The organism is Kiloniellales bacterium (assembly GCA_030064845.1).
Lineage (GTDB): Bacteria > Pseudomonadota > Alphaproteobacteria > Kiloniellales > JAKSDN01 > JASJEC01.
The window spans coordinates 1-16,001 of sequence record JASJEC010000002.1 but is presented as its reverse complement, the minus strand read 5'-3'; the positions used below and the strand labels follow the sequence as shown (position 1 = coordinate 16,001).

Genomic DNA, 16,001 nt, shown 5'->3' with positions numbered 1-16,001 from the left:
CACCAGAGAGGAACCATGCCGAAAGCCCAGGTAATCCACGAGCTCGGCCCGCCCGAGGTCATGCGGTGGGAGGAGTGGCCGGTGCCCGACCCGGGCGCCGGCGAGGTCCGGCTGCGCCACACCGCCGTCGGCGTCAACTTCGCCGACACCTACCACCGGGGCGGCATCTCCCACCCCTGGCCCGTGCCGCCCTGCCCCGTGGTGATCGGCTTCGAGGGTGTTGGCGTCGTCGAGGGCGTCGGCGACGGCGTTGACGGCTTCACCGCGGGCGACCGGGTCGCCTACGGCATCCCGCCGCTCGGCAGCTACGCAGAGATGCGGAACTATCCGGCGGAGAACCTGCTGCACCTGCCTGCGGGCCTGGACGACCGCGCGGTCGCGGCGCTGCTGATGAAGGGGATGACGGCCCACTACCTGCTGCACCGGACCTACAAGGTGCAGCCGGGGGACACGATCCTGGTCCACGCGGCCGCCGGCGGCATGGGCCTGATCCTCTGCCAGTGGGCCCGGGCGCTGGGCGCCACGATCGTCGGCACCGTCAGCACCGAGGAGAAGGCCGAGGCCGCGCGCGCCGCCGGATGCCACCATCCGGTGGTCCGGAGCAAGGAGAGCTTCGTCAACAAGGTGCGCGAGGTGACCGACGGCGAGGGTGCGGCGGTGGTCTACGAGGCGATCGGCAAGGACACGCTGCAGGACTCGCTCGATTGCCTGCGGCTCCTGGGCGTCTGCGCCGCCTACGGCCACGTCTCGGGCCCGCCCGATCCGGTGGACATCATCCAGGATCTCGGCCGTCGCGGCTCGCTCTTCATCACACGCCCGGCGATCATGCACTACGTCGCCAAGCGGGCCGACCTGGAGTGGACCGCGCGGGACCTCTTCAAGGCGATCGGCGACGGCATCCTCGACGCCAACATCAACTACGAGTATCCGCTCAGCGACGCGGTTCAGGCCCACGCGGCCATCGAGAGCGGCAAGACCCTCGGTGCGACGGTCCTGATCCCCTGAACGTCTTGTTGTCATGCCCGGACTTGATCCGGGCATCCAGGTGTTGTTCGAGGGCGTTGGAGCAACGCCAAACCTGCTCGAATGCATTCAGGACGCTTCAGCGCCAAACCAACTCCTGGATCCCCGGCTCAAGGCCGGGAATGACAAGTTGGGTCAACTTCAACAGACCGGCCCTAGAAGATGCGGCCGGTCAGGGCCTCCTTGGCCTTGAGGCTTAGCTCCTCGATCGCCTTGAAACCGTCGATCAGCATGTCGCGCTCGCGGCGCGAGAGGCGGTCGGGATGAACGTAGTTGCCGACCGGCTCGCCGGCTTGGAAGTCGGCCAGCTGCTGGCGAAGCAGGAGGCCGGTGATGTGATGGAAGGCGCCGGTCAGGTAGTCCGCCTGGTTGCGGTTCAGCACATCCAGCTGGCAGAGCGCCTCGATACGGCGCAGCGTCGAGGTCGCCGCGACGCCGTGCTTCAGAGAGAGCATGCGCAGCCCCGTAACCAGCGGCAGGGTGCCGCGGTGCTTGAGGTTGATCTTTCCGCCCTTGTCCCTGTCGCCGAGCAGGCGGCCGAACCAGCCGAGGGCGACGCTGGTCCGTTCCGATTCCTCGTAGAGCGCCCGAAGAAAGTGCGGCGAGCTCTTCGCGGTCTCGGTGACGATCTCGCGCAGCTCCTCGGCGAAGCCGGTGTCGCGGTAGGCGCCGCGGAAGTCGAAGAAAATGTCCCCGAGCTGAGCGGCGATGGCGCTGCCCCGCCGGCCCCAGATGCCGATCTGCGCGCGCCACTGGCTGCGGGTCTTGCGCCACAGGGGGTTGGTCGCCATGACGTAGCCAAGGCAGTAGGGGAAGCCGATGGCGTCGAGCGATTCGGTCAAGCGCTCGGCCAGCGCGATGAAGAAGGGGTCGATCCGGCCGTGCTCGTCGTCGGGATAGTCGTCGAGGATGAAGCCGTTGTCCTGGTCCGGGTAGAGGTAGTTCTCGCCGCGCCCGCCCGATCCCATGATAAGCAGCTCGAAACGCACGGGCGGCGAGCCCATGCCCTCCTCGGCCATCTCGGCGAGCGCCCGGTCGATCACCCGGCAGTGGATATCGCGGTTGATCCGGGTAATGACCGCCTGGATCTCGGGCGCCGGGACCCGGTCGGCGAACAGGCTCTCGGCTAGCTCGACCTGCGCGGCCTTGACCTGGCGCAGCCCCTCGCGGCTGTCGTCCTGGCTGATCGACTCGATCTCGCGCAGCGTCGACTCGGCGGCGACCGCGAGGGCCGCGTGGAGGTCGATCAGCCCGACCGGCCGGCCGTCGCCGTCGACCACCGGCATATGGCGCCAACCGAAGGTGCGCATGCGGGCGATCGCGTGGTAGAGGTAGTCGCCCGCCGCGATCGCCTTGACCGGGGCGGACATGAAGCCCGAGACCGGCTCGTCGCCGCTGCAGCGGAGCACGATGCGCCGAGTCACGTCCTGTTCGGTGATGATGCCGGCGAGCCGGCCTTCGGGGTCGACCACCAGCGCGGAGGTGCGGTGCCCGGCAGAGAGCCGCTCGATGAGGTCGGACACCGACGTCTCCGGAGCGACCACGACCGGGTCGCTCCGCATGTAGTCGCGGACCAGGTGCGCGAAGATCTTGGTGCGGGGCTGCACGGTGTGGCGGCCCTAGCCGGGACGGCCGACGATGGCCGGCGACGTCGAGGTCCTGCCCGCGCAGTCGTCGAGGACGCTTTCCGACACCAGGCGCTTTCGAAACTGCTCCCGGATGTCGCGCCAGGCGAATTTGATCGAATTCCGCACGATTTCCGAATCCTCCCTCTTTAGCCGGTCGGCGATCGGCGCCCAGCGAATCAGGGCGGCCGGACTCTCGCTGAAATTGTCGCGGTGCAGGGCGCGGCCCGCCCAGTCGGTCCGGTTCAACCGGGCAAGGAAGTCCTGCCGGCCAAGTTCAGCGGAGTATTCGGGTGGCGCCTCCGCCAGATTGTCCTCGATCCCGCGATGGTAGCAGCGCAGCGCGAGCGCGCGGCGGTCCTCGTCGGGAATCGACGGCCCCTCGAGCGCGGTGGCGGCGGCGTAGACGGCGAGATCGGAAAGGCAGGCGTCGAAGACGTGGAACTTGGCGATGTTCATCGAGCGGACATAGACGGGATCGTCGAAGACCCGCGGGTAGCGCGTTCCGATTCTGGTCTTGAGGTAGCCGTAAAGGGACTTCTGGGCGATGAAGGCGGCGCGGGTGGCGACGAAACGCTCGATATCCGCACTGCTGGCCAGCGGGCTGGTGTCGCGCCGAAAGGTCAGGGCCTTGACCACGGCACGAAAGGTTTGGATCAGACTGTCGAGGTTGAATGACATTGGAGTTTGGCTACCCAGTATTGGATTTCGCGCTTGCCGGCCCGTTCGGAGCCGCCGCGGTGCATGCTGCGATTGAGAGGCGATCTCCTTGGATTTCCTAAAGCTTACCTCGGTACCATTTGCCAATTCTCTTGACACGTGGCAGAAGTCTAACCGAAAAACTTGACCAGTCTATGTGAACAGGGGAGCAAGGACCCATGTCTGAACAAGAGTCCGCCAGACGGGAACGTCATTGGAAAAAGACCAGAAATCTGACGTATTTCGTGCTGGCAGTCTGGGCGATATTCGCCTTTGTCTTACCGTGGAACGCGCAAGCGCTCGATAGCTTTTCGTTCCTCGGCTTTCCGCTAGGCTATTACATCGTGGTGCAGGGATCGCTGTTCGTTTTCGTCGTCTTGATCTGGTTCCAGAACCTCAGGCAGGACGCGATCGACGACGAATACGAAGGCTCTGGCCAATAGTACGGAGGGGGGATCATGTCAGTTCAAACAAGCGGAGGCGGTTCAAGCTTTACGCAAAACCTGGGTAAGATCTACAGCCTCTATACCCTGGGTTTTCTCGCCTTCTTCGGCCTGATGGCCGTGCTCGAGCAGTTCGGTTTCGGCGCTCGGACCATCGGCATCCTGTTTCTGCTGTTCACCATCACGATCTACGCGGTGATCGGCTTCCTGTCGCGCACCATGCAGGTCGACGCCTACTATGTTGCGGGCCGCGAGGTGCCGGCACTCTACAACGGTATGGCGACGGCGGCGGACTGGATGTCCGGCGCGTCCTTCGTGGCGCTGGCCGGCGGCATCTACTTCGGCGGCTATCCCTACCTGGGCTTCGTTGTCGGCTGGACCGGCGGCTACGTGCTGGTCAACTCGCTGATGGCGCCCTACCTCAGGAAGTTCGGCTGCTACACGGTGCCCGACTTCATCGGCACCCGCTACGGCGGGAACACGGCCCGCTTCCTGGCCGTGGTCGTCCTCGTGGTGGCGTCCTTCACCTACGTTACGGCGCAGATCAACGCCACCGGCACGATCGCCGCCCGCGCGCTCGACATCCCCTTCGGTGTCGGCGTCTGGTTCGGCCTGCTGGGCATCCTGCTCTGCTCCATGCTGGGCGGCATGCGCGGTGTGACCTGGACCCAGGTGGCCCAGTACATCGTGCTGATCATCGCCTATCTGGTGCCGGTCATCTGGATGTCCAACGTCCAGGGCTTCGGCATCATACCGCACTTCGGCTACGGCGAGGCCGCGCAGCGCATCGCCGAACTCGAAGGGCAGTTCGGCTTGGCACCCGCGGCCGAGGCGGTCGGCAAGCTGAAGGTGTTGACCACGCCGCACTTCGATCCGCAGGGCGGCTTCCAGTCCTGGCAGTTCGTCACCCTGGCCTTCTGCATGATGGCGGGCACGGCCTCGCTGCCGCACATCCTGATGCGCTATTTCACCACGCCTTCGGTGCGGGCGGCGCGGAAGTCGGTCGGCTGGTCGCTGTTCTTCATCTTCCTGCTCTACTTCACGGCGCCGGCGCTGGCGACCCTGACCAAGCTGCAGCTGCTCGATCCCAATCTGGCGACGGCAGTGGTCGGCAAGGCGGTCTCCGACGTGATGGCCCTGGAGTGGGTGCAGAACTGGGCATCCGTGGGCATGCTCGCGGTGGCGGACCAGAACGGCGACGGGATCGTTCAGTTGAACGAGTTCTTCATGAGGCCCGATATCGTCGTGCTGGCCACGCCGGAAATCGCCGGCCTGCCCTACGTGATCTCCGGCCTGGTCGCGGCCGGCGGCATGGCGGCCGCCATGTCGACCGCCGACGGCCTGCTGCTGGCGATCGCCAACGCGCTCAGCCATGATCTCTACTACAAGATCATCGACCCGAAGGCCGAGACCAAGACCCGCCTCGTCGTTGCGCGGATCCTCCTGGTCGTGATCGGCGTGGCAGCGGCCCTGATCGCCTCGCTACAGTTGACCGGCATCCTCGGCGCTGTGGCCTGGGCCTTCTGCTTCGCCTGCTCAGGTCTCTTCTTCCCCTTGGTGCTCGGCATCTGGTGGAAGCGAGCCAATAGGCAAGGCGCGATCGCCGGCATGGTGTTCGGATTTCTCGCCGGTACCGCCTACCTCTACTATGTCCATTTCGCGGGCGGCGATCCGATTCTCGGTCTCGACCACCTGCGCTTCGGCATTGTCGGAATGCCGGTCAGCCTGATTGCGATGATCGTGGTCAGCCTGGCCACCGAGGCGCCCGACGCCGAGACTCAGGCCATGGTGGACGAGGTTCGGATCCCGAGCGGCGAGACGATCATCGGGCAACACTAAGACTGACTGTTTCGTGACCGAGGGGGGTAGAGCCCAGGCTCTGCCCCCCTCACCTTTCCTGGAGTTTCCCGATGGAAAGCAGCGACCTGGAAACCAGCATCCAGTTCCTTTCCGCCTTTCCGCTCTGGGTGATCGTGCTGGACTACGTGCTCGGCATCGTCATGTGGACGCTGATCGGGCGCTTCGCCATGAACATCTTCCTGCCCGAAGATTCCGACTTCTTCTTCATGCGCTTCTTCGTGAAGTCGACCGACCCGCTGCTCAGGGTTTTCAAGCCGGTCACGCCGGGCTTCCTGATCCCGCAGTTCGTTCCGCTCTTCGTCGCCTGGTTCTTCTTTATGATCCGCTTCTACCTGATGCCCTGGCTGCTCGGCTACTCGGTCATGGGCATGCTGTCCTTCCCGCTGGAAGGCGAGGTCGCGCGGATGCTCTACGACGTCTTCCTGCGTACGGACCCCTGAGCCAGGCGAACGCTGCGGGCGTTCAGGCGTAGGCCGGCACCGACCCGAGCGGCACAGCGTCGAGGGCGCGCAGGTAGTGCCCGACTGCGGCCGGGAAGCCGAAACGCAGCGCATCGGCGGTGATCGCGTGGCCGATCGAGACCTCGGCGATCCAGGGAATGCCGGCGATCAGGTCCGGCAGGTTCTCCAGGTTCAGGTCGTGGCCCGCGTTGACCGCGATGCCCCGCTCCCGGGCGACCTCCGAGGTCGCGCGGTAGTCGGCCAGCACCCGCGCCTGGTCCGGGCCGCCGTGGGCAATGGCGTAGGGCTCGGTGTAAAGCTCGATTCGGTCAGCGCCGCTGCGCGCCACGGCGGCGATCGCGCCCGGCTCCGGGTCGAGGAACAGCGAGACCCGGCAGCCCAGTGCCTGGATGCCCGCCACCACCTCGGTCAGGAAGCCCTCGTCCCGGGCCATGTCCCAGCCGTGGTCCGAGGTCCGCTGGTGCGGGTCGTCGGGCACCAGGGTCACCTGGGTCGGCCGCAGTTCCTCGATCAGGTCGAGGAAATCCGGCGTCGGGTTGCCCTCGATGTTGTATTCGACCCGCCGGCCGTAGTCGCGCGCCAGCATAGCCGAGAGTTCGCGGGCGTCGCTGCGGCGGATATGCCGCTCGTCCGGGCGGGGGTGTACCGTGATGCCGTGCGCCCCGGCGCCGATCACCAGGTGAGCGGCCTCGACCACCGAGGGATAGCCGATATCCCGCTGGTTGCGCAACAGGGCGACCTTGTTCAGATTGACGCTAAGCTTGGTCATGGCGGTCAATTGTTACCAAAACAATTCTTGCGTGTTTAGCTCTGATATCATAACGTTTCTCCAGCTATCGCCGTCAACAGCTTTATTGTTATGGATACAATCTGGCGTCCCGGCCTCGAACAGAGCGAGGGCCCGATCTATCGGGCGATCGCCGAGCGTCTCGCCGAGGACATCCGCAGCGCAAAACTGGCGCCCGGCACCCGCCTGCCGACCATGCGGGCCCTGGCCGACGAGCTCTCGATCACCGTCGGTACGGTCTACCGGGCCTATGAGCTGGCCGAGAAGAAGGGCCTGATCGTCCGCGAGCTGGGGCGCGGCACCTATGTCCGCGACCAGCGGGCGCCCGCCGCCGAAAACGCCCCGGAGCGCGACGGGGCGGTCGATCTCAGCCGGAACGAGCCGGTCGACATCCCGCTCGGCAGCACGCTGCGGCGATCGCTCCAGGAGTTGGCCCGCGACGGCGACCTCGACGGCCTGCTCGACTACGGCTTCTCCCAGGGCCAGCCGCGCCACCGCGAGGCCCTGGCCCAATGGATCAAGGCGCGCGGCTACGACGCCGACCCCGAGCACCTGATCGTGACCAGCGGCGCCCAGCAGGCGCTGACCATCGCGCTCGGCGCGCTCGCCCGGGCCGGCGACACCCTGATGGTCGAGGCCCTGACCTATCCCGGGATCAAGAACCTGGCGCGGCTCTTCGGGCTCGCGCTGCGCCCGGTCGCGGTCGACGACGACGGCTTGTTGCCGGACGACTTCGCCGCCGCCTGCGCCGAGGGCGCGCGGGTGCTGTTCTGCATGCCCAACGTGCACAACCCGACGACCGCGACGCTGAGCCTCGAGCGCCGGCGGGCCATCGCCGAGACCGCGGCCCGACACGGCGTCCGGATCATCGAGGACGACGTCTACCCACGCGCCACGGCAGCCCCCCTGCCCGCCTTCGCGGAACTCTACCCCGAGGCCACGGTCTACATCTCCAGCCTTTCCAAGACCGTCGCGCCGGGGCTCCGGGTCGGCTCGATCGCCTGCCCCCGGGGGCTTTATCCGGACCTGGTCGCGGTCACCCAGACCACGTCGTGGATGGCGCCGCCGCTGATGGCGGAGCTCGCCTGCCGCTGGATCGAGGACGGCACGGCCGCCGCCCTGGCCGCGCAGCGCGACCAGGTGACCCGGGACCTGGGCGACATCGCCGCGCGTGGCCTGGCCGGCCTGCCCTACCGCGCCGAGCCCCACAACGGCCACCTCTGGATCCCGCTGGCGCGGCCCTGGACCGGCACGGAGTTCGCCGGCGAGGCCGCCGAACGCAACGTCCTGGTCGCCCCGGCCGAGGACTTCGCCATCGATCCCAGCCGCGCGCCGGCCGCGGTGCGCGTCTGCCTGCCCAAGATCCCCGAAGAGATCCTGCTCGACGCCCTCGGCAAGCTGGTGACCCTGGCCCAGGCCGGCCCGGGACCAGCGGGCTTTAGGATGTAGGGCAGGCGGAGCGCATCGAGCGCATTCAGGCCGCGCCCGCCTCGGCCACAATCCAGTCGCGGAAGGCCTTGAGTCCGGGGATGTTGAGCGCGCCCTTGGGGTAGGCCAGGAAATAGCCGTAGTTCGAGAGCTCGACCGGTGAGATTCGGTAGAGGCGGCCGGCCGCCATTTCCTCCTGCACCAGGGCGTCGTTCAGCGCCACGCCCTGGCCGTCGATCACCGCTTGAACCCGCACGTTGGGGTCGGGGATCACCAGCTCGTCGCGCCCCGGGCGGTAGGAGAGGCCGGCGACCTCGTGCCAGTCGCGCCAGGCCTCGCTGCCGTCGCGGTCCTGCAGCAGGGGCACGCCAGTTAGCAGGGCCTCGAGCCCACCCTCCCCGGCCCGGCGGTGGATCGCGGCGCCCGCCGTGGGAAAGGCCGGGCAGGCGAAAAGCGGCTCGATCTCCATGTCGGTCCAGTCGCCGCGCCCCCAGCGGATCGCCAGGTCGATGTGGTGGCTGCGCAGGTCGAAGAGGTCGACCAGCGGCTGGAGCCGCAGGCCGACGCCCGGGTGGTCGGCGAGGAAGGTCATGAGCCGCGGCGAGAGCCAGCGCGAGGCGAAGTAGGTCGAGGTGCCGATGGTGATCCGCTCGGGCGCCGCCTCGCGCAGGGCGGCGATCTCCCGGTCGAGGTCGCGGAAGGCGATCCGCGACGCATGCCACAGGCGCTGGCCCTTCTCGGTCAGCGCGATGCCCCGGTTGCCGCGGGTGAAGAGCGGGAAGCCGAGCTCGTCCTCGAGGCGGGCGATCTGGTAGCTGACCGCCCCCTTGGTCAGGTTCAGCTCCGAGGCGGCCGCGGTGAAGCTGAGATGGCCGGCGACCACGTCGAAGAGGCGCAGGCTGTCGAAGGACCGGAAGCGCATACTCCCGTGTTTAGGTTTCTTGAACGTAGCGTGCAAATCATTTGGTTTGCGCGGCGGCAACGTTCGGTGATTTCCTAAGTGTGTCAGGGGAACGCGCGGTCTGGAGTAAAGAAGTCTTGGTCACAGAAGTTTCCGGGATCGAGCAGACGGCGACACCCTCGGCCCCGCCCGGCCGCCGCGCCGGTGGACGCGCCGCCCGCGTTGCCCGCCGCGGCGACCGCAACAGCTTTCCGCCGCCCGCGCGCTTCCGCCGCCGGGTGCCGACCTTCGAGCTGCTCGACGAGGAGGGCCTCGCGCGCCTGGAGGCCCAGGCCGACTGGATCCTCAAGGAGATCGGCGTCGAGTTCCGCGGCGACGCCGAGGCTTTAGGCCTCTTCAAGGCGGCCGGCGCCACGGTCAAGGGCGAGCGGGTGCGCTTCGAGAGCGGGCAGGCCCGCGCCCTCTGCGCCACCGCGCCGCGGAGCTTCCGCATGGAGGGCCGCGATCCCGCCTCGGCGATCACCCTGGGCGGCGACCACATCGTGCTCATGCCGGCCTACGGCCCGCCCTTCGTCACCGACCTGGAGGGCGGCCGCCGCTACGCCACCCTCCAGGACTTCCGCAACTTCGTGAAGCTGGCCTACGCCACGCCCTGGCTGAACCATTCGGGCGGCACGGTCTGCGAGCCGGTCGACATCCCGGTCAACAAGCGCCACCTCGACATGGTCTACGCCCACCTGCGCTACTCGACCAAGCCCTTCATGGGCGCCGTGACCGCGCCGGCGCGGGCCGAGGACTCCATCGCCATGGCGCGCCTGGTCTTCGGCGAGGACTACCTGGAAGACCACTGCGTCATCCAGGGCAACATCAACGTCAACTCGCCCCTGGTCTTCGACGAGACCATGTCGGGCGCGCTCCGCGCCTACGCCGCGGCTAACCAGAGCGTGGTGGTCTCGCCCTTCATTCTGGGCGGCGCCATGGGCCCGGTGACCCAACCGGCGTTGCTGGCGCAATCCCACGCCGAGGCCATGGCGGGGATCGCCCTCAGCCAGCTGGTGCGCCGGGGCGCGCCGGTGGTCTACGGCAGCTTCCTCACCACCATGAACCTGAAGACCGGGGCGCCCACATTCGGCACGCCCGAGGCCAGCCTCTCGACCTTCGCCATCGCCCAGCTCTGCCGCCGGCTCGGCCTGCCGCTCAGGTGCGGCGGCCACCTGACCGCCTCCAAGGTCGCCGACGGACAGGCCATGCAGGAATCGGTGGCGAGCATGATGGCCGGCGTCCTGGCCGGGTCCAACTTCCTGTTCCACGCCGCGGGCTGGCTCGAGGGTGGGCTTACCATGGGCTACGAGAAGTTCGTCATGGACCTGGACCACTGCGGGATGATGCTGCGCATGCTGGAGGGTCTGACCCTCGACGACAACGCGCTGGCCGCCGAGGCCTATCGGGAGGCCGGTCCCGGCGGCAACTATCTCGGCAGCGCGCACACCCTGGCCAACTTCGAGGCCGCCAACTTCGACTCCGCGCTGGCCGACACGGCCTCCTACGAGCAGTGGGACGAGGCCGGCCGGCAGGACCTGGAGCGGCGCGCCCACCGGCGCTGGCGGGAAATGCTGGCGGCCTACGAGGCGCCGCCGCTCGATCCGGCAATCGACGAGGCGCTTCTGGATTTCATGGCGCGAGAGAAAGCCGCCACGCCTGACCAGTGGCACTAACCGCAGAGATCTTGAGCGAAGGGAGAGAGACATGAGCCAAGCCAAGTGCATCCGCCTGCCGACCGGCGCCCCCGTCCCCGGCCTGGAGCCAACCGACTACATCCCGCCCGAGACGTTGCAGTCCGGCGACCCCAAGGAGCGGGGCCTCAGCTACTACGCCGATCAGACCGGCCAGCTCGACGCCGGGGTCTGGGAGTGCGAGCCCAACTGCCACGTAATCGAGGCCGCGCCCTACGACGAGTTCGTCTACCTGCTCCAGGGGCATATCGACGTGATCGACGACGAGGGCGGCGTGGAGACCTACAAGGCCGGCGACAGCTTCATGATGCCGCGCGGCTGCAAATGCACCTGGGACGTCAAGGAGCCGGTGCGCAAGCTCTACGTCGTTCTGACCCACGAGGCCTACCAGGGCTGACGCCCGGAACAACTGTCGCTCCGCCCTGTGGCAATTCACACAGCCCGGCGGGGCCGCCTCCGCTATCCCTCCTTATGTGGCTTCTTGGGGAGGGTGAGATGCACAACGAAAGGCGAGGCGGAGGGCTCTTCCGCAGCCTGCTGCTGCTTGCGCTGCTGGCCGGCGTCGGCGTGCCGGCGCTGGGACAGTGGCTAAGCCACGAACGGCCGCACCCGGCGAGCCGCCTGGTCACGGGCGAGGACTTCATCACCGAGAGCGGCATGACAACGGACTTCATGGCCGTGGCCGAGAGCCCGGCGGGCTACGTCGCCCCTGCGCCCTGACCGCGAGCCCGAGGCCCGCATCAGTCCGATCGCTTGAGCCGGACCGATCGCCCGTGCCAAGCTTTGGCCCGCCATGCCGGAGCTGCCGGACATCACGGTCTACATCGAGGCGCTGGAGGCGCGGATCCTGAACCGGCGCCTGGAGAGCGTCCGCCTCGCCAGCCCCTTCCTGCTGCGCTCGGTCGACCCGCCGATCAAGAGCGCGGAAGGCCGCCAGGTTACGGCTCTGCGCCGTCTCGGCAAGCGGATCGCCGTCGGTCTCGAGGGCGAGCTCTGGCTGGTCCTGCACCTGATGATCGCCGGGCGGCTGCACTGGCAGAAGCCAGGCGCCGCCCTGCCCGGCAAGCAGGGGCTCGCCGCCTTCGATTTCGATCACGGCAGCCTGACCCTGACCGAGGCGGGCACCAAGCGCCGCGCCTCGCTGCACCTGGTCAAGGGCGAGGCGGCCCTGGCGGAGCACGACTCCGGCGGCCTGGAGGTCTTCGAGACCGATCTCGCGGGCTTCGCGGCGGCGCTCACCCGCGAGAACCACACCGTCAAGCGGGCGCTGACCGATCCGCGCGCCTTCAGCGGCATCGGCAACGCTTATTCCGACGAGATCCTCCACCGCGCCGGGCTCTCGCCGGTCGCCGTGACCGGAAAGCTGACGCCCGAGGAGACCCGGCGCCTGTTCGACGCGACCCGCGACACGCTGGCGGACTGGTGCCGGCGTCTCAGCGAGCACTACGGCGAGGCCTTCCCCGAGAAGGTCACGGCCTTCCGCGAGGGCATGGCGGCCCACGGCCGCTACGGCAAGCCCTGCCCCGCCTGCGGCACGGCGATCCAGCGCATCCGCTATGCCGAAAACGAGACCAATTACTGCCCGCGCTGCCAGACCGGCGGCCAGGTGCTGGCCGACCGCGGCCTCTCCCGCCTGCTCAAGAAAGACTGGCCGCGCCGGATCGAGGACCTGGAACGGCTGAAGGACGGAGACTAGGGCGGAGGCCCCGCGCGCCTCCTCGAGCGATCCTCACTCAGGCGCGATCCGCAACCGCCAAAATCAACGTTGAATACGCAGATTCCGGCCAAAATAGCCCGAATCCGCGTCAAAAAGCGCGCAAACGGCCTCTAAAACACATTCTTAACCCTATCGTCCTAGACCAAGCCTGGGCTCGGTAAAGGCTTTCTGGAGGCTGCAGAAGGCATCCATCCAAGGGGGCGAAGGAGACGACCATGGGCAAGAAGATACTCTTGGGACTGCTGATCCCGATCGTCCTGGCCGCCGGCGGGTTCTACCTCTGGCAGGGCGGCAACTTCGGCAAGAAACGCGTTCTCTTCATCGATTCTTACCACAAGGGCTACGCCTGGAGCGACGGCATCACGACCGGTATCGTCCGCGTGCTCGCCAGCCACGACGTCGAGCTCCACGTCCACCGGATGGACACCAAGAACAACAAGGGCGAGGACTTCAAGAAGCGGGCCGGCCTGCGCGCGAAGCAGGTGATCGATCGGATGAAGCCCGACGTGGTCATCGCCGCGGACGACAACGCCCAGAAGTACCTGATCGTGCCCTACTTCCGCGGCAGCGACCTGCCGGTCGTCTTCGCCGGGGTCAACTGGGATGCCTCGGGCTACGGCTATCCGGCGTCCAACGTGACCGGCATGGTCGAGGTCGAGGCGCCGGACCACCTCTTCGATATCCTGCGCCGGTTCTCGAACGGCACCCGGCTCGGCTCGCTGGGCACCAACAGCGAGACCAACCGAAAGGTGGTCCAGAAGTACGGCCAGCTGCTGAATATCTACTTCCAGGAGGACGTCTACGTGGACACCTTCGAGGAGTGGAAGCAGGCCTATCTCGACCTGCAGAACAAGGTCGACATCCTCTTCATGTACAACAACGCCGGCATCGAAGGCTGGAACGACGCCGAGGCCGTGGCCTTCGTGCAGGAGAACAGCCGCATCCCGAGCGGCTCGGTCCAGCCCTGGATGGCGCCCTTCGTCATGGTTTCCTACAGCAAGGACGCCACGGAGCAGGGCGAATGGGCGGCGGAAGCGGCCCTGCGCATCCTCGACGGGGACTCGCCGAACCGCATCCCCATCGCGCGCAACCAGCGCGGCGAGATGATGGTCAACTCGGCGATCGCCAACCGCCTTGGCGTGGAAGTCCCGCCGGAAATGCTGTCGCGCGCGAGCCGCGTCATCAACTGACGCCCCGCGTCGCAGGAATGCCGGAGGACCGCGCCCCGGGCGAACGCCCGGGGCGCGGTTTCTCTTTGGCCGCCATGCCAAAATGCGGCAGGCTGTCCGGAACCCGACACGAAGGGGGCCCGACCGGCATGGCGACCATCTCCTACCTGACCCGCATCGAGTTCGACTTCGGCGCAGTCGGGCGGCTCGGCGACGAGCTCGCGGCGCTGGGTGTCAAGCGCCCGCTCATGGTGACCGACCCGGGGCTGGTCGCCTGCGGGCTCGCCGAGCAAGTTCGGGGCGTGCTGCCCAAGAGGCTGCCCCTGACGCTGTTCGACGGCACGCCGGAGAACCCGACCGAGGCCGCGGCGCGCGCGGCGCTGGCGCTCTACCGCGCCGGCGACTGCGACGGCGTGATCGGTCTGGGCGGCGGCTCGCCGCTCGACCTCGCCAAGGCGGTCCGCCTGCTCTCGAGCCACGAGGGGCCGCTGGCGCGCTACGCCATGATTGAGGGCGGGGTGGCGCGGATCACACCCGCCATGCCGCCGCTGATCGCGATCCCGACCACGGCCGGCACCGGCAGCGAGGTCGGGCGCGGCGCGGTCATGATCATGGACGACGGGCGCAAGCTGGGCGTGGTCAGCCCGCACATGATCCCGAGCCTCGCGCTCTGCGACCCCGAGCTGACCCTTAACCTGCCGCCGGGCCTGACCGCGGCGACCGGCCTAGACGCGATCGCCCACTGCACCGAGACCTTCCTGTCGCCAGTGGTGAACCCGCCGGCCGGGGCGATCGCGCTGGACGGCCTAAGGCGCGCCTCGGCCCACATCGGGCGCGCCGTCGAGCGGGGCGACGACCGGGAAGCCCGCTGGCAAATGATGATGGCCTCGATGGAAGGGGCCATGGCCTTCCAGAAGGGCCTCGGCGCGATCCACGCCATGTCCCATCCGCTGGGCGCCCTGCCCGGCCTGACCCTGCACCACGGCACGCTGAACGCCGTGGTCACGCCGGCGGTGCTGAACTTCAACAAGGACCACGTCGGCGACAAGTACGAGACTCTGGCGGCGGCCATGGGCCTCGGGGCCGGCGCGGATCTGATCGCGGCGGTCCGGGCGCAGAACGCGCGCCTCGGCATCCCCGAGGGGCTGCGCGAGATGGGCGTCGAGGAAGACATGATCCCCGGCCTGGCAACCCAGGCGGTGAACGACCACTGCAACGCCACGAACCCGCGCGAGGCCGGCGTGGAGGACTACGTCGGGCTGTTCCATGCGGCGATGGGCTGAGGCGGCGGTCTTCGCCGCGCTGACCGCGGCGGCGGCCCTGCCCGCCCGGGCCGAGGAGGGGCCCTGTGGCTGCCGGGCGGACTTCGATCCCTGCCTGGTCGGCGACTGGCTGCTGCCCGCCGACACGGTCCATCCCCATTGGCGCGAGACCGCGGCCACTTTCCTCGGTCTGACGGTCCAGTCGACCGACGGGCAGGTCGAACTGGTGGTTCGGCAGGACCGGCTGTTTCACCTGCGCATCGCGCTCGACAGCCAGGCGACGGCGAAGGCCGGCCTGCGCCTGGAAAGCAGGATCACCGGCTCGCCCGTCGGCCGGGTCTGCGTCGCGCGGGACGGCGAGCTCTGCACCTACGGCGTGCGCGGCAAGATCAGGCTGAGCAATCAGATCGAGCTGTCGGGCCGGCGCGTCCCCATGCCGACCGTGGTGGTCCCGGCGGCCGGCGACGAGCGCGGCAAGGAGCAGAACTACCTCTACAGCTGCACCGCGCGCACGCTTGAACTGAGCTTCATCAATCTGGGCGAGCGCCAGAAGGTCACGGCAACGCGGCGCTGAATGCCTAGAGCAGATCCGGGTTTGATGGAATCGCCACGGGCGATCCATCAACCCGGTGAATCTGCTCTAAACCTTAAGTGTAGAGGGGATTCTCATGTTTAGTTGGAAACCACGTAGTGGTTCCATCTAAACATGATCCGCTCTAGGCCTGTTGACATTCAGGGCGCGCTCCTGGTCCGAGTGAAATCGGCCTGCTGTTAGGCGCGAGGAGGAAGGACATGCCGAGCATATTCGACGACAAGCAACGCGGCAGCGGGCCGATTTCGCCGGATCCCTTCGGGACGGGGCGCATTTGCGCCGGGGCGGCGTCGCGGAAGGC

16 protein-coding genes are annotated in these 16,001 nt (G+C 67.8%); 12 read left to right on the top strand and 4 right to left on the bottom strand.

The genetic code is table 11. The features are described 5' to 3' along the window. Nucleotides 1-15 precede the first annotated feature (15 nt). Nucleotides 16-1,005 (top strand): quinone oxidoreductase, encoded by a 990-nt coding sequence (locus tag QNJ67_00980; GenBank protein ID MDJ0607523.1) that lies wholly within the window; start codon nt 16-18, stop codon nt 1,003-1,005. A gap of 173 nt (nt 1,006-1,178) precedes the next feature. Here QNJ67_00980 and QNJ67_00975 read toward each other — a convergent pair whose 3' ends face one another. Together QNJ67_00975 and QNJ67_00970 are read right to left on the bottom strand one after the other, a co-directional pair. Then, complete coding sequence (locus tag QNJ67_00975; protein ID MDJ0607522.1) at nt 1,179-2,630, bottom strand: putative nucleotidyltransferase substrate binding domain-containing protein; 1,452 nt, start codon at nt 2,628-2,630, stop codon at nt 1,179-1,181. Between the two features lie 12 nt (nt 2,631-2,642). Next, nucleotides 2,643-3,329 carry a hypothetical protein gene (locus QNJ67_00970; protein ID MDJ0607521.1) on the bottom strand — a complete coding sequence of 229 codons (687 nt, stop codon included), beginning with the start codon at nt 3,327-3,329 and terminating at the stop codon, nt 2,643-2,645. Nucleotides 3,330-3,526: 197 nt separating this feature from the next. Between QNJ67_00970 and QNJ67_00965 the strand changes: the two genes are divergently transcribed. The 3 genes from QNJ67_00965 to QNJ67_00955 all read left to right on the top strand — a co-directional run bounded on the left by QNJ67_00965 (nt 3,527) and on the right by QNJ67_00955 (nt 6,090). Beyond that, nucleotides 3,527-3,790: a DUF4212 domain-containing protein gene (locus QNJ67_00965; protein ID MDJ0607520.1), complete on the top strand. Its 264-nt coding sequence runs from the start codon at nt 3,527-3,529 to the stop codon at nt 3,788-3,790. Nucleotides 3,791-3,805: 15 nt separating this feature from the next. Further along, a complete protein-coding gene (locus QNJ67_00960; protein MDJ0607519.1) occupies nt 3,806-5,629 on the top strand; it encodes a cation acetate symporter in 1,824 nt (607 codons plus the stop codon). Nucleotides 5,630-5,700: 71 nt separating this feature from the next. Then, nucleotides 5,701-6,090, top strand: coding sequence for a YggT family protein (locus tag QNJ67_00955; GenBank protein ID MDJ0607518.1), 390 nt, complete (start codon nt 5,701-5,703; stop codon nt 6,088-6,090). Nucleotides 6,091-6,112: 22 nt separating this feature from the next. Here the strand turns inward: QNJ67_00955 and QNJ67_00950 are convergent, their stop codons facing one another. Beyond that, complete coding sequence (locus tag QNJ67_00950; protein ID MDJ0607517.1) at nt 6,113-6,880, bottom strand: pyridoxine 5'-phosphate synthase; 768 nt, start codon at nt 6,878-6,880, stop codon at nt 6,113-6,115. A gap of 90 nt (nt 6,881-6,970) precedes the next feature. On the opposite strand from QNJ67_00950, the gene QNJ67_00945 reads away from it, so the two are divergent. After that, nucleotides 6,971-8,347, top strand: coding sequence for a PLP-dependent aminotransferase family protein (locus QNJ67_00945; GenBank protein ID MDJ0607516.1), 1,377 nt, complete (start codon nt 6,971-6,973; stop codon nt 8,345-8,347). Nucleotides 8,348-8,372: 25 nt separating this feature from the next. On the opposite strand, the gene QNJ67_00940 is transcribed toward QNJ67_00945, so the two are convergent. Next, nucleotides 8,373-9,248: a LysR substrate-binding domain-containing protein gene (locus QNJ67_00940; GenBank protein MDJ0607515.1), complete on the bottom strand. Its 876-nt coding sequence runs from the start codon at nt 9,246-9,248 to the stop codon at nt 8,373-8,375. Between the two features lie 116 nt (nt 9,249-9,364). Between QNJ67_00940 and QNJ67_00935 the strand changes: the two genes are divergently transcribed. From QNJ67_00935 to QNJ67_00905, 7 genes are all read left to right on the top strand, one after another. Continuing rightward, the gene (locus tag QNJ67_00935; GenBank protein ID MDJ0607514.1) at nt 9,365-10,942 is read left to right on the top strand and encodes a trimethylamine methyltransferase family protein; all 1,578 of its coding nucleotides are present in this window, start codon (nt 9,365-9,367) and stop codon (nt 10,940-10,942) included. 31 nt (nt 10,943-10,973) lie between these two features. Continuing rightward, nucleotides 10,974-11,357 (top strand): cupin domain-containing protein, encoded by a 384-nt coding sequence (locus QNJ67_00930; protein ID MDJ0607513.1) that lies wholly within the window; start codon nt 10,974-10,976, stop codon nt 11,355-11,357. Nucleotides 11,358-11,455: 98 nt separating this feature from the next. Beyond that, a complete protein-coding gene (locus QNJ67_00925) occupies nt 11,456-11,680 on the top strand; it encodes a hypothetical protein (GenBank protein ID MDJ0607512.1) in 225 nt (74 codons plus the stop codon). A gap of 73 nt (nt 11,681-11,753) precedes the next feature. Then, entirely contained in the window at nt 11,754-12,656 is a 903-nt protein-coding gene (locus tag QNJ67_00920) for a DNA-formamidopyrimidine glycosylase family protein (GenBank protein MDJ0607511.1), read from the top strand. A 236-nt stretch (nt 12,657-12,892) separates the two neighbouring features. Continuing rightward, the gene (locus QNJ67_00915; protein ID MDJ0607510.1) at nt 12,893-13,867 is read left to right on the top strand and encodes an ABC transporter substrate binding protein; all 975 of its coding nucleotides are present in this window, start codon (nt 12,893-12,895) and stop codon (nt 13,865-13,867) included. A gap of 128 nt (nt 13,868-13,995) precedes the next feature. Beyond that, nucleotides 13,996-15,129, top strand: coding sequence for an iron-containing alcohol dehydrogenase (locus tag QNJ67_00910; GenBank protein MDJ0607509.1), 1,134 nt, complete (start codon nt 13,996-13,998; stop codon nt 15,127-15,129). Next, the gene (locus QNJ67_00905) at nt 15,113-15,682 is read left to right on the top strand and encodes a hypothetical protein (GenBank protein ID MDJ0607508.1); all 570 of its coding nucleotides are present in this window, start codon (nt 15,113-15,115) and stop codon (nt 15,680-15,682) included. The genes QNJ67_00910 and QNJ67_00905 overlap by 17 nt, the downstream gene beginning before the upstream one ends. The last annotated feature ends 319 nt before the right edge of the window (nt 15,683-16,001 follow it).